This window comes from Pseudomonas syringae (assembly GCF_000737245.1).
Taxonomy (GTDB): domain Bacteria; phylum Pseudomonadota; class Gammaproteobacteria; order Pseudomonadales; family Pseudomonadaceae; genus Aquipseudomonas; species Aquipseudomonas syringae_J.
Genome location: NZ_JPQU01000031.1, coordinates 51,774 through 72,141, shown reverse-complemented (window position 1 = coordinate 72,141; position 20,368 = coordinate 51,774). Strand labels below are relative to the sequence as shown.

The following is a 20,368-nucleotide window of genomic DNA, read 5'->3' as shown; positions in this document are numbered from 1 at the left end:
TCGCGGATCCCTACACCCCATACAAACCGCACCTTACAGCCCTCTGATCGAAAAACAACCAGCGTAACTCACGGTTTTTATTGGTTTTGCGTTGTGGATAAAGCATCCACTGATGAATTCACTCATCCACAGTTGCCCACAAAGTCTGTTGGCGCTTCTGTGGACAAGTTGTTTGCTCAACGCTGCAGGCCTTACAAATAGGGGCCTACAGGCTATTGCTCAAAAAACAACCAAACCTTGGAAATATCCTATAAACGCTGCCGTCAACCTTGAAATACAAGGCTTTCAGCAGTTTTCCACAGCCAAATCACCTAACAGCTAAAGTTGCCCCCAAAGTCTGTTGGCGCTTCTGTGGATAAGGTGTTCGCTATCGGCTAGAGGCCTTAGTTTGCATGGCCTTCAGGGATATGATCAATTATTGATCAACATCCACAGCAAATCAGTATTCTGAATAAGTCACGGTTTTTATTGGTTTTTTAAACAGGCATGACCGACTTCCCCACAATTGCAGTGGGTTGCGCTGTGGATATGTTGTTGGCTGAATCTGAGAGGCCCCGGGGGATTGGGTTGGAGGGGCCGATCAAGCATTGATCAGCCCCTCGCGCGCCTAACGAGGGCAGACGAACTCACGACCGTCAGGGTAGAACTCCATGAACGAGATCTTGCCCTCCAGCCTGTCGTCGCCCCGGCATCTTCTGATCTCGAAGAATTCATTCTCAAGTTGGTGTTCAAAGTCACGAACGATCACCGGCATTAAAATATCCTTCTTGACCCGAACCTCAGCGAGGCCTTCCCTGTAATAACCATCAGGGTGACCCGCCACCGCGAAGTAGGCCCCGGCCTTTGCTTTGCCGATGACTGCAGAATCAATCTGGTCGTTATCGCATCCGTAACCATTTCTTTTCGCTCGAACGTCCTGCCTTGTGAAGTCGACGGTACAAATGATGTCTTGCTGAGCGTTCACTTCCTGGTAGAACGTGACGTACGCATCGGAAAAATCACCGGCAGGTGGTGAGGTTAGCACTCTGATCCTGGAAATCTTGCCGTCCAGACCGTTGTAGTTATCGCGAATCGAGCGCTTGCGGTACCAGAAGTTCTCTTCAGAGCTCCCTCCGAGCGTATTGAGCCTCACCCTCTGCCCTAACGGCACTGACTGCTTCACATCAATGATCGTAAAGTCGTCCTGCCTATCCGCACTAGGGCTATCGTAGAGCTCAATACGCGTCCCGGCACTGATGCCATCCAGCTCCATGGACCTGATTTCGTCCTCTTCACAGCCGTGACTTTTCAAGCGTAGATCGTACGAAACCACTTCACCTGGCGAGCTCTGACTAGCAGGCAGGACGCAAACAGTATCCCAGTCTCGGTGAGCGTTATTCGACTCGTAAGAGTAAAAACCACCTTGTGTCAGCGCCGCAGCATAGGGAAACGCATCGCCCACCTGATTGAAGTCAATGGCCAGATAATTGGGTTTCCTCCAGCCACTGGGCTCCCCGCAGTAACGCTCTACACGCCGCTGCAGCCAAGTCAGGTTGTTGTCCTTATCGCCAGCATGGGCGGTGCTGCTACCAAAGGAATGGAATTGATTGAGTACGAAGGGCCGATTGAAAGTCCCCCTGACCTTGCGTAGCGAGAGCGGGAGGTCGTTGTATCGACTTTTGCACTCCCAGTTATGGGACAGCGCTGAGTCACCAAGATTGTAGCCATTCTCAACCTGCATATCGTTGGCGCCCATAATATCTACTTTAACGCCCCCAACGTCGTAACTTGCGGGCAAGTCACCGTCGGAAAAGATGACCAACCGTTTATTGGTATCAATCATTTCCTGAAGGGTAGCCCATGTATTCTTATCCGCCCCCTTACGATCTTCCTGGTTGTAGACATAGCGTGCCAACTCTGGCAACTCGTTCAAGACACCTTGCATGGCATCACGTGTGACAGTCGATTCAAAAAGCAGGGATATAACGGCATTCCGATCCCTCTTCAAATAAGCTAATACCTCTAATAAACCACTGGTTAATAACGGATTGCTGCTTGAACAATAATTATCCTGAGCGTGACACATCCGAACCTTGGGATTATTGACAGCATAATCATAGTGGACATCCAGCATCAATCCTCTCACACCGCGATTTAAATGACCCGTCAAACTATCAAGATAAGCATTATGAGCCGTCACCCACGTGTATTCGTCAAATGGCTTGGAAAAGTCATTGATGCCTGAGGCGGCATATCGTCCTGTATCGATAAATTCCCAAGTACCAGTATCGCCCTCACCTGGAGGATAATTTGATGATACTCCAGTGGATCTGGATTCAAAGTGCCTATTTTGCTGCCGATCCCAATGAATTGCCCCCGGCCAGGTAGGCTCACCCACGCCCTTCGGATCTTGACGGGTCCCGGCATGCAGGCCTGCATAAGCCCATGCATCAGTATCCTGATTCGGGGCGGTTGGGTAGAAGCCAAGGCTGGCCGGGTAGCCTTCTTTTTTGGCCTTGAAGAATAGAGTGTTATCTCCGTATTGATAACGATGAATATCACCAACCTCGGTAAACTCAGGCCACTCCTTTGGATCATCGTATGTGCCGCGATGGGTAGCATAGTATTGCCAATAGTTATTATCTTTTTCGTCCCCCGGGTAATACCAATTATAGTCCGAGGGACGGCCTTCTTTTTTGGCTTTGAATAATAGGCGTTTGCCACTGACAAAATAAGCATTTACGTCACCGACCATAGAGTAGTCATCCCAGCTGTTGGGGACTTTTACCGTGCCGTCCCCTCTTCGCATGTACCGCCACCATTCATTATCAAAAGAGCCGCCTGGAAAGCTTTTCACCGGAACATTAGTAGGTCGCCCAGGTGGATCTGCCTGACCCTGAAACTTCGCAGCAAAATACATGACTTGATGGTAGAGAGTAGTGGAATGGATCAACCCGATGTCAGTCACGTGATTCCATGACTTGGGGTTGTCGAAGGTGCCATTAGTATGGGTAAATCCAGAATAAATCCATTTATCGTTGCTCTCCAGGGTGTTTGGAAACTGCCACCCCTCATTTTGCTCTGGAATGAGTGCTTGTGTAGGGCTAAAAAGTACCCGCAAACCTAAACTACTTTGATCGTAAAGATTCAACGCCCCAGGCCATGTCACTTCATCCGATGTTTTGGGGTCGTCTTTGGTGCCCGCATGTTTGGAAACGCCAAAATAGCCCCAATCTGCGTTGCTTGCTTCCCCTGTCGGTAGCGGCCAATTGTTAGCTACCGGAATTCCATCATTGTGCGCCGCGTAGTAATAACGGCCGACGAGCGCGCGCGTGTTGACGACGATTGCTCCAGGCCAAACCGGTTCACGCCCATAATCCTTGGGATCTTCCACCGTACCGGCATGAAGGCCGGTGGAGGTGTATTCCCAATTCCTGTCGCTGATCTCTCCATCAGGGTAGTCATAGCCTAACTGCTGACCATTGCCGGCGAATTTGGCTTTGTAATAACGGATGCGGTCGGGCAGTTTCACCTGGTGAATCGCGCCTTTCCAGGTGACTTCATTCAACTCATGCGGCTCGGCGTAGGTACCCGCATGTTCAGTACGTCCTTCATAAGCCCACCATTCGTTGCTGCTCTCATCGGTTGGGTAACCCCAGGGAGGATCCTGCTCTGAAGGCGTTCCGGTCATTTTCGGGGAAAAGTATAAAATCGTGCGGCCAATGTCGTAATTATGAATACGGCCAGGCCAAGTGTATTCATTCCAGTTTTTGGGGTCCTCGTAGGTACCGGTGTTCATATTCACGCCCAGGAAGTGCCAGGAGTCTGTGTCAGTGGGTGTATTGGGATGCTCACCGACATCAATACCCATCTCGCCGGCTTTCTTTGCCTCGAACAAGAAACGAGTAACCCGATCCATATGAATTGCACCGAGCCACGTCGGTTGATCGAAATATTTCGGGCTGTCCAATGTCCCCTGATAAACCGAAAAGCCAAGGGGATCAAAATAGTCCGGATTTAGATAACCGGCTACTTGCTGTATCCCCTTTCCCCAAAATTTCGCCCGATAAAACGACCGTCTCAGCACCCAACTGTCTACCCACACATAACTTTTTAAAACATGAATCGCACCCGGCCAGGTCGCATCAGTCAGATTTTTGGGCTCGTTCCAGGTGCCAGCCAGAAGGCCCATATCCGGATACTCCCACTGCTCATTCCCATGAGCGGGATACTCCCAACCAGACTCTGGCGGAATCCCATTGAATTTTGATCTCACATAATTAGCTTTGCCATCTCGCTCGAATCGGTGGATCGCCCCCGGCCAGGTAATTTCACTGGCTATTTTGGGCTGAAGCACCGTTCCTGGAAATTGGCTTGTGCCGACATATTTCCAGCTTTCATTGCTATTCCCTCCAAATGCGGGGAACGGGTGATTGGCGTCGGCGATGCCTGTAAACAGGGCCAGATAGTAATAAGCCCGGCCTTCCGTCGTTTTGTGAACATTCCCCGGCCATGTCAAAACGCTGCCAATATGCGGGTCGCTCAATATTCCGGCTGCGCTGTTGGCCCCAATGTAGTCCCAACCAAGATTATTGCTTTCCCCCTCGGGGAGCGGATAACTGTTGCCGATCGCCACAAGATTCCCGGCAACCTTGGAGCGGTAATACATTCTGCGCTCGCCGTCTTGACGCATATGTACCGCGCCCACCCAAGTGACTTCCTGCTGGTCTTTAGGGTTATGGAAACTCCCGCTGTGCCGCGACTCTCCGGCGATAGACCAAAAAGCATTGTCTGCACTCTCTGGATACGGCCAATCATGCTCGGCGGGGAGACCGTCCATTTTTGCCTGTAGGTACACCCGTTTGTCGCCTATCTGAACGGCATGCATTTGGCCCGGCCAGGTGAAGTCATTGGCAACTTTGGGATCATCCCAAGTGCCCTGCCGCAGATTCCTGCCCAGGTACTCCCAATATTGGTTGCTGGTTGCCGTCTCAGGATAAGCCCAACCGTTTTCAGCGGGCTCACCATTGACCAGCGAACGGAAATACACCACCTCACCTTCAATGGTAGTGGTATGAATCAGCCCGATACCGGTGACCTCATCGAGCTCTTTCGGGTCAGCAAAAGTGCCTTTGTGGCGGACATTGCCGACAAACTTCCAGTACACGCCCGAAGGGTCATTGGGGGTAGGCCAACCTTCTGCTTGAGGGTTTCCAAATTTCTGAGCCGCATAAAGCCTGGTCTTGCCCATATCAGCGTACTGATGAATCGCCCCAGGCCACGTATTGCCACTCATGGATTTGGGTTCGACATAAGTCCCCGCCTGCTCGGTCGTAAACTCGAAATCCCAGTACTCATTACTCGCAAGCGTTTCGGGATACGGCGTTTTTTCAACACTGGGAGCACCATCAAACTTAGCTTTGAGAAACGCCAGCTGCCCGTCGATGGTGGTCTGGTGCACCGCCCCCTGCCAGGTGGGCTCGGTGAAAGGTTTGGGATCACTGAAGGTTCCCGCATGATCACCCAGGTAATCATAAAACTCGTTGGACTCGCCCTCAGAGGGGTAAACCGCGCCGACGTCTTTTGCATAGCCACTGAATTTGGAGCGGTAGAGTTTCTGGCGCAATAAGCCACGCTGATCGGCAAAGATCGCCCCCGGAATACTCGGCATATTGCGCTCACGGGGGGCCTCGACAGTGCCGCTGTTGGCTGCCATCGACATGACGAAATCCCACTGATCGTTGCTCTCTTCACCAACGGGGTACAACCAGCCCTCTGGCCCCGGCTCGCCAGCTTGTTTCGCGGCAAACACCAGCTGTTGCGCCTCGTCCAGATGCAAGGCACCCGGCCATGTCACCTCGTCTTTGCCCTTGTAGTCGCCTGCGGTACCGTCATGTTTGAACACGCCGATGAATTCCCAATGCTCAGTGCTGGCGAGGCTCACAGGGTAAGGCGTGGCAGGAGACGGCCAGCCGTCGATACGAGAGCGCAGCAACGCGCGTTGCCCGGTAATGTCAGCCTCATGGAAGGCGCCGACACGGGTGATGTCGTCAAAGGGTTTGAGGTCGGTCATCAACCCTGAGTGGCGGCCGGCAAACTCCCAGTTTGGATCACCCTGGCGGCCTATCGTCGCGAAGCTGTCGATATCGTCAGCGGGGTAACCCTCAATGCGCGAAATGTAGTAGTTGTGCTGACCATTGGCGAAGGTATCCAGGTACACCGAGCCTGCCTGACTGTAATCGTCAAAGCGCCGGGGCTCTTCGAACGTGCCAAGCGCTGGCACTTCGGGAATCAACTGCCAGTGTTCGTTGCTGGTGGCGGTGGTTGGCAGCGGCCAGTCATGCTCGGCGGGAACGCCCTCCTCCAGCGACCTGAAGTAGGTCACTTGCTCGTCGATAGTCGTGGCGTGCACTGCCCCAGGCCAAGTCAGTTCATCCTGCCCTTTTGGGTCTGCCACTGTTCCTGCATGGAGGGAAATACCCAATGGCTGCCATTTCTCAGCATCCTCGTAGTGCCACCCGCCCACATCAGCAGAGTACGAAACCAACGAACGGAACAGAGCCTGCCCGTTTTCCTGAGGATGTGCGTGAATCTGTCCTGCCCAGGTATACGTATCTTCCTGGGTTTTCGGGTTCTGCCACGTACCGGCGTGTACCGAGATAACAGCCAGCCTCCAGAACGCGTTGTTTTCCAGCTCTGTCGGGAAGGGGGTTTCGGGGGATGGAGCACCTTGATACTGGAGTGGAGTCGCGACCACCCATTTGCCTTGTATACGCGCCCGGTAAAAATTGTAGAGATTATTACCGCTATAGGGCTCGCCGAAGGTTTTGGGATCTAGACTCGACCCGAGATGGCGGCCCAGGTAAGTCCAGGAACTGGATGTTTGTGCGGAATGGGGAAACTCTGCGCCCATCAATGCAGGGAAACCGACGAACTTAGACCCCCAGTAGTAGTTGCCCATGACGTTGACGGGCTGGTGATAAACCGAGCCGATCTGAACGCTGCGCGCACTCCACGGTTTGGGAAGTTGGGGGTCGATAGCAGAATCAGTCCCCGCAAACTTCCAATAATCCGCACCTTCTTTGCTATCCGGCTCAGGCCAGGCGTCCACCACTGGGTTGCCGGTTCGCAGGGCGATGTAAACCGACTGGTTAGGCTCATACCTCATGAACACGCCAGGCCATACCAGATCGCCGTAGTTCTTCATTTCGGTCTCGGTGCCAGACTTCTCAAAAACACCGATGAACGCCCAGTGATCATTGCTTTCAGAGGTGGTTGGGTAAGGCGTTTCAGCGCTGGGCAGACCGTTGATTTTTGAGCGCAGCAAGGCCTTTTTGCCGTTTATTTGCGCAAGGTGTAGCGCATCCACACGAGTTGGCTCGGTGAAGGGTTTCAGATCAGGCCCCAGCCCGGAATGTTGTCCGGCGTACGTCCAGGACTGACTGGATTGCGGCGTTTGCGGGAAGACCGGGTTAGGCACTTCGGGTTCGCTGTCGAACGCAGCAATGTAGAACGCATTGGGTTGCACATCGGTATCGAGAAACACCGCGCCTTGCCAGGCAGGCTCGCTGATCAGTCGCGGCTCTTCGAATGTTCCGGCGTGAATTTCTTCACCCAAGGCTTGCGGGGTGTTTTTGCCAACAGCGACGTCGAGCGTCAGAGCCAGCACAATCCCGAGAACGACAACCAGCGCAATGACTATCCAGTATTGTTTCTTCACGACTCACCTCAGGCATGACCATGCGGAGGCTCGGAACGCGAACTCGAGTCTTGAGGCGATGTTAAAACGGGGAAAAGTCGTGAGGTACTAGCAGAATTGCTAGGTTTTAAGATCGTCTGGAAGTAGTGAAACCCAGTGAGCCAGACATGGGGCTATGAAGCGACGAATGTGATGAGCCGGGTACACCACGCGTTACACCTACAACTGTGGGAGCAAGCTTGCTTGCGAAGACAATGGTCAGGGCTCCAAAGATGTAGTGGATGTACTGGCCTATTCGCGAGCAAGCTCGCTCCCACAGAATCGAGTTACACCTACAACTGCGGGAGCAAGCTTGCTTGCGAAGACAATGGTCAGGGCTCCAAAGATGTAGTGGATGTACTGGCCTATTCGCGAGCAAGCTCGCTCCCACAGAATCGAGTTACACCTACAACTGCGGGAGCAAGCTTGCTTGCGAAGACAATGGTCAGGGCTCCAAAGATGTAGTGGATGTACTGGCCTATTCGCGAGCAAGCTCGCTCCCACAGAATCGAGTTACACCTACAACTGTGGGAGCAAGCTTGCTTGCGAAGACAAAGGTCAGGGCTCCAAAGATGTAGTGGATGTACTGGCCTATTCGCGAGCAAGCTCGCTCCCACAGAATCGAGTTACACCTACAACTGCGGGAGCAGGCCTACTCCCAACAGGAGTTACGCTACCGGATCACTCGTGATTAACCGCCACACCCTTCAAATATGGCGCAGGCTCGGCGCCCATGTTTTCCAGCATTCGGGCGCTGTACCAGTCGATGAAGTTGACCACGCCGAACTCATAAGTCTTGGAGTACGGGCCTGGCTGGTAGGCGCTGGAGTTGATGCCGCGCTGGTTTTCTTCGGCCAGGCGACGGTCCTGATCGTTGGTCGCGTCCCAGACTTCACGCAGACGCGCAACGTCGTAGTCCACGCCTTCAACGGCGTCCTTGTGCACCAGCCATTTGGTGCTGACCATGGTTTCCTGAGCGCTGATCGGCCACACCGTGAACACGATGATGTGATCGCCCATGCAGTGGTTCCACGAGTGCGGCAGGTGCAGGATGCGCATCGATCCCAGGTCCGGGTTCTTGATCCGGCCCATGAGTTTGTTGCTGCCAGGCTTGCCGTCCATGGTCATGGACACGGTGCCCTTGAGCAGCGGCATGCGCACGATACGGTTGCGCAGGCCGAAGCTGGCGTGGGCATACGGAATCTTCTCGGCGTCCCAGGCTGCGGCTGACTCGGCCACGTGATCCTTGAACGACTGGGTAGCACGCGGATCGGTGACGTCATCCCATTCCAACAACGTGTTCAACAGTTCCGGGTGCGATGCGTTGCAGTGGTAGCACTCGCGGTTGTTTTCCAGCACCAGCTTCCAGTTGGCCTTTTCCATCAAGGTGGTTTGCACCGCCACCTTGGTGTTTTCCATGTCGTACGGTTCCATGTAGTGCTTGAGGGTTTGCAGGAACTCGTCGATGGCTGGCGGGTTTTCAGCGAGGCTGATGAAGATGTAACCGCCCGCCGTCTTCACGTTGATCGGCTTGAGGCTGAAGTTCTTCATGTCGAAGTCGTCACCCATCTCGGTGCCGGCGAACAGCAGGCGACCATCCAGCTCGTAAGTCCACTGGTGGTATGGGCAGACCAGCTTGGCAACCTTGCCCTTTTCCTTGGTGCACAGGCGCGACCCGCGATGGCGGCAGACGTTATGAAACGCATTGACCGAACCGTCTGCACCGCGCACCACCAGGACCGGATTCTTGCCGATCTGCAGGGTCATGTAGTTGCCCTTGGCCGGAATTTCCGCCGTCATCCCCGCAATCAGCCACTCCTTGTGGAAGATTTCCTGCATGTCGATTTCAAACAGCCGCTCATCACTGTAGAACGGTTGTGGCAGCGAATAAGTGCGCTCACGGTTCTGCAGCATTTCGGCGGTGGCCTTACGTGCCGGTTCCAGCGGATCGCCCAAGCTCAAGGTTGCGGTGACGTCCATCTTTTGTAGTCCTCATGACCATACGGTTTATGGTCGGCGAATGTGGCTAATACGGTTCTTTGTGGCGGTTGGCACGCAAGACGGCGGTTGTTTTGCCATTCATGCTTTTTGGTAAACATTTAGTGGCGAGTGTGGAGGTGAGCGAGGAGCGAACCTTATCCATGGGCGACATGGCCGAATCCGTTCCCGACGCGCCAACCCCGGTAACTGGGGGCTGGTCGCGATAAGTACGCCGATGTCGCTGGTAGGCAAGTCAAGGTCCTGCGCCTTACGCAGAATCCGCATCATGAGGCCGGTAGTCGGCCGTGGAGATACAGCATGTCCCAAAGTTTCCTGAGCCCGGTAAATACCCAGACATGGGCCAACGGCCGCCACTTGGTTCGCGTCGTCAAAGTGATCCAGGAAACCTGGGACGTGCGCACCTTCTGTTTCATGGCTGACCAGCCGATCATGTTCTTCTTCAAGCCCGGTCAGTTCGTGACTCTGGAGCTGGAAATCGAAGGCGTGCCAGTGATGCGCTCGTACACCATTTCCAGTTCGCCCTCGGTGCCCTACAGCTTCTCGGTCACCATCAAGCGGGTGCCGGGTGGCAAAGTCTCCAACTATCTGCACGACAACCTGCACGAGGGCCAGGAGCTGGCGGTGCACGGGCCGGTTGGGTTGTTCAACGCCATTGATTTCCCAAACCCGAAAATCCTCTACCTCAGCGGCGGCGTCGGCATCACCCCGGTTATGTCCATGGCGCGCTGGTTCTACGACACCAACGCAAATGTAGACATGGTGTTCGTCCACAGTGCCCGCTCACCGAAAGACATCATCTACCACCGCGAGCTGGAACACATGGCGTCGCGAATCGATAACTTCAGCCTGCACCTGATCTGCGAGAAGCATGGTCTGGGCGAGCCTTGGGCCGGTTATCGGGGTTATCTGAATCAGAAGATGCTGGAGCTGATGGTTCCGGATTTCATGGAACGCGAAGTATTCTGCTGCGGGCCCACGCCGTACATGACCGCGGTCAAGCGTCTGCTGCAGACCAATGGCTTCAACATGGCGCAATACCATGAAGAATCCTTCGGCGCGACACCGCCGGAAGCCCGCGCCGATGCCGTGGAGCAAGCCGAAATCGCCGCCGAAGCGCCTGAAATCGCCGCCTCGGAACTGCATCAGGTGGAATTCACCGACACTGGCAAGAGCATCCGCGTGGCACCGGGCGAAACCGTCCACGCCGCAGCCGCCAAACTCGGCCTGATGATCCCCAAAGCCTGCGGCATGGGCATCTGCGGGACCTGCAAGGTGATGAAGCTCAGCGGCGAAGTGGAAATGGAGCACAACGGCGGCATCACCGAAGAAGACGAAGCCGAGGGCTACATCCTGTCGTGCTGCAGTATTCCGAAGGGGGATGTGCAGATCGAGTATTAATCGCCCGAGCGATATAAGCGATGAGGGCAAGCGACGTGGGACCGGCTTTAGCCGGGAAGAGGCCAGTACATCCGATACATTTTCTGTGTCAGGAATAGGGTCTTCCCGGCTAAAGCCGGTCCCACGTCGTTATGCCGACAGTCTTACAAACTAAACCTTGAAACCATGCTGTTCAGATCAACCGCCAGGCGCGTCAACTCACCGCTGGCCGCGCTGGTCTGGGAAGCGCCGTTGGAGGACTGCGCCGACAGGTCGCGAATGTTCACCAGATTGCGGTCCACTTCACGGGCCACGGCGGCCTGTTCTTCCGCTGCGGCGGCGATCACCAGGTTGCGCTCGTTGATTTCCACGACGGCGCTGTTGATGGTGTCCAGCGCCAGTCCTGCGCCTTTGGCGATGTTCAGCGTTGATTCAGCGCGTTCAGTGCTGTTACGCATGGAACCCACGGCCTGTTCAGTGCCACCCTGAATGCTGCCGATCATGCGTTCGATTTCGCTGGTGGACTGCTGGGTGCGATGCGCCAACGCCCGCACTTCGTCAGCCACTACGGCAAAACCACGACCGGCTTCACCGGCACGGGCTGCCTCGATCGCTGCGTTCAACGCCAGCAGGTTGGTCTGATCCGCCAGACCACGAATCACGTCCAGCACCTTGCCGATATCACGGGATTCTTCCGCCAGGTTGCCGATCAGGTTCGCGGTGCTCTGCACATCACCGCTCATGCGTTCGATGGCGTTGACGGTTTCTTGAACCAGATCACGACCGTCGCCTGCCGAGGCCGTGGCGTTTTTCGACGCTTCGGAAGTGCTCACCGCGTTGCGGGCCACTTCTTCCACGGCGCTGGTCATTTCGTTGACCGCAGTAGCCGCTTGTTCGATTTCATTGTTCTGTTGCGACAGACCACGGGCGCTTTCGTCGGTGACTGCGTTCAGCTCTTCAGCAGCGGAAGCCAGTTGTGTGGCCGAGCCGGAGATACGCATCAAGGTGTCGCGCAGTTTTTCCTGCATCTTCTGCATGGCCAACAGCAAGCGACCGGCTTCGTCCGTGCCGTCAACTTTGATCGGACGCGTCAGGTTGCCTTCGGCGATGGTTTCAGCGGCTTCGAGGGCCGAGGCAATCGGACGGGTAATGCTGTTGGTCAGCAGCCAGGCGAACAGCATGGTCAGCGCGGTGGCAACGATCAGCAGGCCGACCACCAGGTTGAAAGCTGAGGAATATTCGCTAGCGGCCTGCTGATTAGTGATGGTCAACTGTTTGCTGTTGATCTCGGCAAGTTTGGCCAACACCGTGTTCATCTGGTCGGAGTTGCTGACGGATTCACCATTGAGCAGCTTGGCCATGTCCGCAAGATTGCCAGCACGGCTCAGGCTGATCAGGCGCGCTTCAATCTGGCGGTAGTCAGCCAACAGCCGTACATAATCGGCGTACGCCGCTTGCTCTTCTGGGGACTCGATCAGTTTTTCATAGGCGGCCTGAGCATCGCGGATCTGCTTATTACGCATGGCAAACAGTTCGATGGTTTTATCCTGAACATCTGGCTCGCGGTTGGTTAGCAGGCGATAGGAAAGAACCCGCATACGGATGCCAGCGACCGTCAGGCCATCAAGGCTCTGAATGCTCGGCACATTGTTCTGCGCGACTTGATCGCCCGCGGCGCGGATCTTGCTCATCTGCGACAAGGCAAATATGCCGAGGATCAACATCAACGCGCCGATCAGGGAAAAGCCGAGGAACGCGCGGGGAGCAATATTCATTGTTCGTAATGACATGATGGTTCCAGAGTATTGGAGCGCGTTCCGTGCGACCAGGAGGTTTTCTTGACAGAGAAATGGGTATCGGTCATTCGATTGCAGACTTGAGGTCAAAGCGGCCCAACGGTATGCGACAAATCGCCATATCCCCCACAGACTGACGAACAGCAGGAACCAGATCCATAAATCACAGTCAACAGGGCCTCTTTATGCACTTACCTGCAAAAAATGGAAAAGCGCTGCAACGCCAGGTTCAAAGGCTTGAACACCGATAAACCCTGGCAAGCGCAGTGACTTTTCTTTAAGGTGTGCGCCCGTTGAAATTTGCTCGAGAAATCAAAATGTTGGAAGCATCCCTAAGCCAGTTGGAACAACTTGTCAGCGATCTGGTGCAACAGAACCAGCAACTGCAAACCACGAACACACAGCTCAGCGCCGAGTTGGCCCAAGCCAAGGATGACAACGACAGTCTGCAATTGAGCCTGATGGAGCAAGAAGAGAAACAAGGCGCCACCGCCGCCCGCATTCAGGCCCTGGTTGACCGCGCTACCAGCGCCAGTGCTGTCAGCGCATGAGTACCAACGGAGACGGGGTGACGGTCGTTTCGATTCTGGGCAACGACTATTCGATCAAGGCCCCGGCCGGTGAGGAGCAGTCCTTGCTACAAGCCACCGCCATGCTTCGCGCTTCACTGGCCGAGACCAAGCGCAAATACCCCAGCCTGATCGGGGATCGCCTGCTGGTCTTGGCAGCATTGAACCTGTGCTCGCAGCAAGTCGAACTCAAAGCACAACACCAGATCGAACTCGACCGCTGCCTGCAGCAGATTGATGCGACGGTTGATGTGATTTCGAAGACGATTGCGCAGAGCTGATAGTGACTTTGTTGGAGCGAGGCTTGCCCGCGAAGGGGCAGGTACATCCAGAATATATCTGGAGCCTTCAATGCAGTCTTCGCAAGCAAGCTTGCTCCCACAGAGCAGCATAAAGCGTGGGCTGGCGACGTGGGACCGGCTTCAGCCGGGAAGAGGGCGGGACGGTCACTGATAATGGGTCGTCAGAAATACCGCCTTCCCGGCTAAAGCCGGTCCCACGTCATGAGTTCATCCTGAGGGAGCGCGTTTCGATTTAAGCCCCCATCACCAACCGAATATCAGCCGCCAGCTCCCGCACGCGGGCTTCTTCGGTGTCCCACGAGCACATGAAACGCGCCCCGCCGTTGCCGATGAAGGTGTAGAACCTCCAGCCCTTGGCGGTCAGTGCGGCGATGGCCGGTTCCGACAGTTGCAGAAACACGCCGTTGGCCTGCACCGGAAACATCAGCTCGACGCCAGGGATATCCTCCACCAGCCTGGCCAGCAATTGCGCGCAATGGTTGGCGTGGTTGGCGTGTTTGAGCCAGGCGTCGTTTTCCAGAAGCCCAACCCAGGGCGCAGACAAAAAGCGCATCTTCGACGCCAGTTGCCCTGCCTGCTTGCAGCGGTAATCGAAGTCCTCAGCCAGCTCATGATTGAAGAACAGGATCGCCTCGCCCACCGCCATGCCGTTTTTGGTGCCACCGAAGCACAGCACATCGACGCCAGACTTCCAGGTCAGCTCGGCGGGTGAACAGTCGAGGAACGCACAGGCATTAGCGAAACGAGCGCCGTCCATGTGCAGATTCAGTTTCAGTTCCTTGCAGGTGGCGCTGATGGCTTTCAGCTCCTCGGGCTGATAGACGCTGCCCACTTCAGTAGCCTGGGTCAAGGTCACGACCCGCGGCTTGGGGTAATGAATGTCCTGACGCTTGAGCGCCACTTCGCGGATCGACTCAGGCGTCAGCTTGCCCATTTCGCTGCGGGCGGTGAGCAGCTTGGAGCCGTTGGAGAAAAATTCCGGCGCGCCGCATTCATCAGTCTCGACGTGGGCGGTTTCGGAGCAGATGACGCTGTGATAACTCTGGCACAGTGAGGACAGCGCCAGGGAGTTGGCTGCTGTGCCGTTGAAAGCAAAGAACACTTCGCAATCTGTTTCAAACAACTTGCGGAATTGATCGGAAGCCCGCGCGGTCCATTCGTCATCGCCATAGGCGCGCTGGTGGCCGTGGTTAGCCTGTTCCATCGCAGCCCAGGCTTCAGGGCAGATGCCCGAATAGTTATCACTGGCAAACTGCTGGCTCTTGTCGGTCATAACCGAATCCTTGTCATTGATTATGTGGCGCACTGTAGCGAAGATCGGTGCGGTTGGTCATCCGCTGACTGACTGCAAATCAACTACCGTAGGAGCGCGCTTGCCCGCGATTGGGTACATCAGACGAAAAATTTCTGACTGACTTGACGCCATCGCGGGCAAGCGCGCTCCTACAGGGTTGTCGACTGATAGACCGAGGAACATCCCGATAACCAGGAGAATCATGGACCTGTCTAACCCGCCTTACCTGCCCGGACGCGACAAGGCGCTGGACCTGCTCAAGTGGCTGGCCATGCTGAGCATGGTGCTGGACCATTTGCGCTATGTGGGCTGGTCTGTGAATTTTTTGTACGTGCCGGGGCGCTTGGCTTTCCCCTGGTTCTGCCTGGCGATTGCGGTGAATCTTGGACGCAAGTCGGCGCTATTTTCCGAGCCTCGGGTGCAGTGGCGTTATCTGGCCTGGATGCTGCTGTTCGCCGTAGTCGCAGAGATTCCGTATCGGCTGTACATGGGCCAGGAGGCCAATACGCTCAATGTCTTGCCCACGCTGGTGCTGGGCCTGCTGATCGCCCAGGGCTGGCGACATCGCTTGCCGGTTACTCGGGTAATGGCGCTTGCTTCATTGCTGATCGCTGCGGTTTTCCACAAATACCTGATGTTTGGTGCTTTTGGGGCGTTGCTGCCCCTGGCGTTTCTGTTGGTGCTGGAACGGCCGCTCTGGCTGGCCATACTGCCGGGCGTGGTGTGCCTGGCGGGCAACGCCTGGCCGCAAATGTTCGCCGGGGCGGCGTGGGGTGATCCGATCTCCATCGGTTCGATGCTCGCCTGCCTGTTCGCACCCATGCTCGGCATGGCCTTGCTGCGCCGTCGTCCTGATTTCCCCGTGAAGCCCATGCGCCGCTGGGCGTACGCGATTTATCCGCTGCACTTCCTCATGCTGCTTGGGTTGCGGGAATTACTCGCGATTTAGCTGGAGCAACACCTGTAGGAGCGCGCTTGCCCGCGATGACGTCCGCAAAGACAACAAAAATGCTGGGACTGAAATCGCATCGCGGGCAAGCGCGCTCCGACAAATCAGATCCCCGAAAATCCATCTAGACAAAAAGCCATCAGCGCCCTTATCTTCTGCGCTGGCCACCGCAGTGGCCAACGTCGCTCGGACGGTTCCGGGCGCTTACGTATCTGAGGCCTCCATGGCAGACTTACCTTCGCCGCGCCGTTTTGCGCGTATCGATCGACTCCCCCCGTACGTTTTCAATATCACCGCCGAGCTGAAAATGGCCGCTCGCCGCCGTGGTGAAGACATCATCGACCTGAGCATGGGCAACCCCGACGGGCCAACCCCACCGCATATCGTCGAAAAACTGGTTACCGTCGCCCAACGTGAAGACACTCACGGCTACTCGACTTCGCGTGGCATCCCGCGTCTGCGTCGGGCGATTTCCAACTGGTACAAAAAACGCTACGACGTCGATATCGACCCGGAAGAAGAGGCCATCGTCACCATCGGCTCGAAAGAGGGCCTGGCGCACTTAATGCTCGCCACCCTCGATCAGGGCGACACGGTGCTGGTGCCAAACCCAAGCTACCCGATCCATATCTACGGTGCCGTGATTGCCGGTGCGCAAGTGCGTTCGGTGCCGCTGATTCCAGGCGTGGACTTCTTTGCCGAGCTGGAAAAAGCCATCCGCGGCTCGATCCCCAAGCCGAAAATGATGATCCTCGGCTTCCCGTCCAACCCCACCGCACAATGCGTGGAACTGGATTTCTTCGAGCGCGTGGTGGCGCTGGCCAAGCAGTACGACGTACTGGTGGTTCACGACCTGGCTTACGCCGATATCGTCTACGACGGCTGGAAAGCCCCGTCGATCATGCAGGTCCCGGGCGCCAAAGACATCGCCGTGGAATTCTTCACCCTGTCCAAGAGCTACAACATGGCGGGCTGGCGCATCGGTTTCATGGTCGGCAACCCGGAATTGGTCAACGCCCTGGCACGAATCAAGAGCTACCACGACTACGGCACCTTCACCCCGCTACAAGTCGCAGCCATCGCGGCGCTGGAAGGTGATCAGCAATGTGTGCTGGACATCGCCGAGCAGTATCGCCAGCGCCGCAACGTGTTGGTCAAAGGTCTGCATGAACTGGGCTGGATGGTGGAAAACCCGAAAGCGTCGATGTACGTCTGGGCCAAGATTCCACCCGCCTACGCCCACCTCGGTTCGCTGGAGTTCGCCAAAAAGCTGCTGGCTGAAGCCAAGGTCTGTGTCTCGCCGGGTGTAGGTTTCGGTGAATACGGCGACGATCACGTGCGCTTTGCGTTAATCGAAAATCAGGACCGGATTCGCCAGGCGGTGCGCGGCATTCGCGGGATGTTCCGGGCGGATGGGCAGTTGCCGGGTAAAGCTGTGGTCTGATTGCGACACAACGACTAAAAAATCCCCCGGTCTCCCCGGGGGATTTTTGTTTATGAACAGGGATTCTGTAGGAGCGTAGCTTGCTCGCGATTGGGCACGAAGTGGCCATAAATAGGCAGAATGCGGAGTGTCAGGAAAAAGCTATGTGTCTATTTACGACTGCTTCGCAGCCGATCGCGAGCAAGCTACGCTCCTACAGATCAACGCAAGCCTGTCGCGATTTCCCCCTCCTCCCCCAACCATGTCGTAAACGCACCTTTGCGTGGCGTGCGCAGGCATTTGGCGTCTTTGGTCCGGCCCTAGTATCGCTGTCAAAGGGCCCGGCTTAGATGCTGCGGTCCTACCGATAAGTCAGGCGCGACGCCGCCGCTGGGAGAACCGCGATGTTCAGCAAGAACGACCAAATTCAAGGCTATGACGATGCACTTCTGGCGGCGATGAATGCCGAGGAGCAGCGTCAGGAAGATCACATCGAGCTGATCGCCTCGGAGAACTACACCAGCCAGCGCGTAATGGAAGCCCAGGGCAGCGGCCTGACCAACAAATATGCCGAAGGTTATCCGGGCAAGCGCTACTACGGTGGCTGCGAGCATGTGGATAAAGTCGAGCAACTGGCCATCGACCGCGCCAAGCAACTGTTCGGCGCTGATTACGCCAACGTCCAGCCGCACTCCGGCAGTTCGGCCAACGCTGCGGTTTACCTGGCGTTGCTGCAAGCCGGCGACACCGTGCTGGGCATGAGCCTCGCCCACGGCGGCCACCTGACTCACGGCGCGAAAGTCAGCTTCTCCGGCAAACTCTACAACGCGGTGCAGTACGGCATCGACACTGCAACCGGCTTGATCGATTACGACGAAGTCGAGCGTATCGCCGTTGAATGTCAGCCAAAAATGATCATTGCCGGTTTCTCGGCCTATTCGAAAACCCTCGACTTCCCACGCTTCCGGGAAATCGCCGACAAAGTTGGCGCTTATCTGTTTGTCGACATGGCCCACGTGGCTGGCCTGGTCGCCGCCGGTCTGTACCCGAACCCGCTGCCGTACGCCGACGTGGTGACGACCACCACCCACAAAACCCTGCGCGGTCCGCGTGGCGGTCTGATCCTGGCCAAAGCCAACGAAGAGATCGAGAAGAAGCTCAATTCCGCCGTCTTCCCTGGCGGTCAGGGCGGCCCGTTGATGCACGTGATTGCCGCCAAGGCCGTGTGCTTCAAGGAAGCCATGGAGCCAGGCTTCAAGGTTTATCAGCAACAAGTGATCGATAACGCCCAGGCCATGGCGCAGGTGTTCATCGACCGTGGCTACGACGTGGTGTCCGGCGGTACCGACAACCACCTGTTCCTGGTCAGCCTGATCCGTCAGGGCCTGACTGGCAAAGACGCCGACGCCGCTCTGGGTCGTGCGCACATCACCGTCAACAAGAACTCGGTGCCCAACGACCCGCAATCGCCGTTTGTGACCTCGGGCCTGCGTATCGGCACCCCGGCGGTTACCACACGCGGCTTCAAGGTCACCCAATGCATCACGCTGGCCGGCTGGATCTGCGACATTCTCGACAACCTCGGTGATGCCGACGTCGAAGCCAATGTCGCCAGTCAGGTTGCAGCTCTGTGTACCGATTTCCCGGTTTATAGCTGAGTCAGGAGTAGTTATTCATGCAGCATTACTCAGGCTTCGGCCTCCTCAAACACTCCCTCAGCCACCACGAAAACTGGCAGCGCATGTGGCGCACGCCAACCCCGAAAAAAGTCTATGACGTGGTCATCGTCGGCGGCGGCGGGCATGGCCTGGCGACCGCTTACTATCTGGCCAAAGAGCACGGCATCACTAACGTGGCCGTGGTCGAAAAAGGCTGGCTGGGCGGCGGCAACACGGCCCGTAATACGACGATCGTGCGCTCCAACTACCTGTGGGATGAGTCGGCGCATCTGTACGAACACGCGATGAAACTGTGGGAAGGCCTGTCTCAGGACCTGAACTACAACGTGATGTTCTCTCAGCGCGGCGTGTACAACCTGTGCCACACATTGCAGGACATGCGTGATTCCGAACGCCGGGTCAGCGCCAACCGCCTCAACGGGGTGGACGGCGAACTGCTCAACGGCAAACAGGTGGCGGACGAAATCCCGTACCTGGACTGCTCGAAAAACACCCGCTACCCGATCATCGGCGCCACCGTGCAACGTCGCGGCGGTGTTGCTCGTCACGATGCCGTGGCCTGGGGCTTTGCCCGTGCCGCTGACGCCTTGGGCGTGGACTTGATCCAGCAAACCGAAGTGACCGGCTTTCGCAAGGAAAACGGCGTGTGCATCGGCGTGGAAACCAACAAAGGCTTCATCGGCGCCAAGCGCGTCGGCGTAGTGACGGCCGGTAACTCCGGGCACATGGCGAAACTGGCGGGCTTCCGTCTGCCGATTGAATCCCACCCGCTGCAAGCGCTGGTGTCCGAGCCGATCAAGCCGATTATCGACAGCGTGATCATGTCCAACGCGGTACACGGTTACATCAGCCAGTCCGACAAAGGCGATCTGGTGATCGGCGCCGGTATCGACGGCTGGGTTGGCTACGGCCAGCGCGGTTCGTACCCGGTGATCGAGCACACCATTCAGGCCATCGTCGAGATGTTCCCGGTGTTGTCGCGAGTGCGCATGAACCGTCAGTGGGGCGGCATCGTCGACACTACGCCGGACGCCTGCCCGATCATTTCCAAGACACCTGTACCGAACATGTTCTTCAACTGCGGTTGGGGCACCGGTGGTTTCAAAGCCACGCCGGGCTCGGGCAACGTATTCGCGGCAAGCCTGGCCAAGGGTGAAATGCATCCACTGGCGAAACCGTTTTCCATCGACCGTTTCCACAACGGCGCACTCATTGACGAACACGGCGCTGCCGCTGTCGCTCACTAACAGGAGATTCATCC

Annotated in this window: 11 protein-coding genes and 1 pseudogene; 7 read left to right on the top strand and 5 right to left on the bottom strand. The window is 56.3% G+C overall.

The features are described 5' to 3' along the window. Positions 1 to 607: 607 nt before the first annotated feature. Both IV01_RS14345 and gbcA read right to left on the bottom strand, forming a co-directional pair. The gene (locus IV01_RS14345) at positions 608 to 7,699 is read right to left on the bottom strand and encodes a hypothetical protein (RefSeq protein ID WP_032628159.1); all 7,092 of its coding nucleotides are present in this window, start codon (positions 7,697 to 7,699) and stop codon (positions 608 to 610) included. A 699-nt stretch (positions 7,700 to 8,398) separates the two neighbouring features. After that, positions 8,399 to 9,697, bottom strand: a complete 1,299-nt coding sequence (gene gbcA / locus IV01_RS14350; RefSeq protein ID WP_032628158.1) for a glycine-betaine demethylase subunit GbcA — start codon at positions 9,695 to 9,697, stop codon at positions 8,399 to 8,401. Positions 9,698 to 10,015: 318 nt separating this feature from the next. Here gbcA and gbcB point away from each other — a divergent pair, with 318 nt between their 5' ends. Further along, on the top strand, positions 10,016 to 11,116 hold the full coding sequence (gene gbcB / locus IV01_RS14355; RefSeq protein ID WP_032628155.1) for a glycine-betaine demethylase subunit GbcB: 1,101 nt from the start codon (positions 10,016 to 10,018) through the stop codon (positions 11,114 to 11,116). Positions 11,117 to 11,259: 143 nt separating this feature from the next. Here the strand turns inward: gbcB and IV01_RS27465 are convergent, their stop codons facing one another. Both IV01_RS27465 and IV01_RS27460 read right to left on the bottom strand, forming a co-directional pair. Beyond that, positions 11,260 to 12,096, bottom strand: a complete 837-nt coding sequence (locus tag IV01_RS27465; RefSeq protein ID WP_418903528.1) for a methyl-accepting chemotaxis protein — start codon at positions 12,094 to 12,096, stop codon at positions 11,260 to 11,262. Positions 12,097 to 12,114: 18 nt separating this feature from the next. Next, positions 12,115 to 12,870 (bottom strand): annotated as a pseudogene (locus IV01_RS27460) (MCP four helix bundle domain-containing protein); the annotation flags it as partial. 338 nt (positions 12,871 to 13,208) lie between these two features. Here IV01_RS27460 and IV01_RS14365 point away from each other — a divergent pair. Both IV01_RS14365 and IV01_RS14370 read left to right on the top strand, forming a co-directional pair. Beyond that, positions 13,209 to 13,442 carry a hypothetical protein gene (locus IV01_RS14365; protein WP_032628153.1) on the top strand — a complete coding sequence of 78 codons (234 nt, stop codon included), beginning with the start codon at positions 13,209 to 13,211 and terminating at the stop codon, positions 13,440 to 13,442. Continuing rightward, a complete protein-coding gene (locus IV01_RS14370) occupies positions 13,439 to 13,741 on the top strand; it encodes a cell division protein ZapA (protein WP_032628150.1) in 303 nt (100 codons plus the stop codon). The genes IV01_RS14365 and IV01_RS14370 overlap by 4 nt, the downstream gene beginning before the upstream one ends. Before the next feature lie 253 nt (positions 13,742 to 13,994). Here IV01_RS14370 and IV01_RS14375 read toward each other — a convergent pair whose 3' ends face one another. Next, entirely contained in the window at positions 13,995 to 15,035 is a 1,041-nt protein-coding gene (locus IV01_RS14375; RefSeq protein ID WP_032628148.1) for a low specificity L-threonine aldolase, read from the bottom strand. A 223-nt stretch (positions 15,036 to 15,258) separates the two neighbouring features. Here IV01_RS14375 and IV01_RS14380 point away from each other — a divergent pair, with 223 nt between their 5' ends. The 4 genes from IV01_RS14380 to IV01_RS14395 all read left to right on the top strand — a co-directional run bounded on the left by IV01_RS14380 (position 15,259) and on the right by IV01_RS14395 (position 20,354). Continuing rightward, positions 15,259 to 16,005: a TraX family protein gene (locus IV01_RS14380; RefSeq protein ID WP_032628147.1), complete on the top strand. Its 747-nt coding sequence runs from the start codon at positions 15,259 to 15,261 to the stop codon at positions 16,003 to 16,005. Between the two features lie 223 nt (positions 16,006 to 16,228). Beyond that, a complete protein-coding gene (alaC, locus tag IV01_RS14385; RefSeq protein ID WP_032628145.1) occupies positions 16,229 to 17,449 on the top strand; it encodes an alanine transaminase in 1,221 nt (406 codons plus the stop codon). 383 nt (positions 17,450 to 17,832) lie between these two features. Next, complete coding sequence (gene glyA, locus IV01_RS14390; protein ID WP_032628144.1) at positions 17,833 to 19,086, top strand: serine hydroxymethyltransferase; 1,254 nt, start codon at positions 17,833 to 17,835, stop codon at positions 19,084 to 19,086. Between the two features lie 17 nt (positions 19,087 to 19,103). Then, a complete protein-coding gene (locus IV01_RS14395; RefSeq protein WP_032628141.1) occupies positions 19,104 to 20,354 on the top strand; it encodes a sarcosine oxidase subunit beta family protein in 1,251 nt (416 codons plus the stop codon). The last annotated feature ends 14 nt before the right edge of the window (positions 20,355 to 20,368 follow it).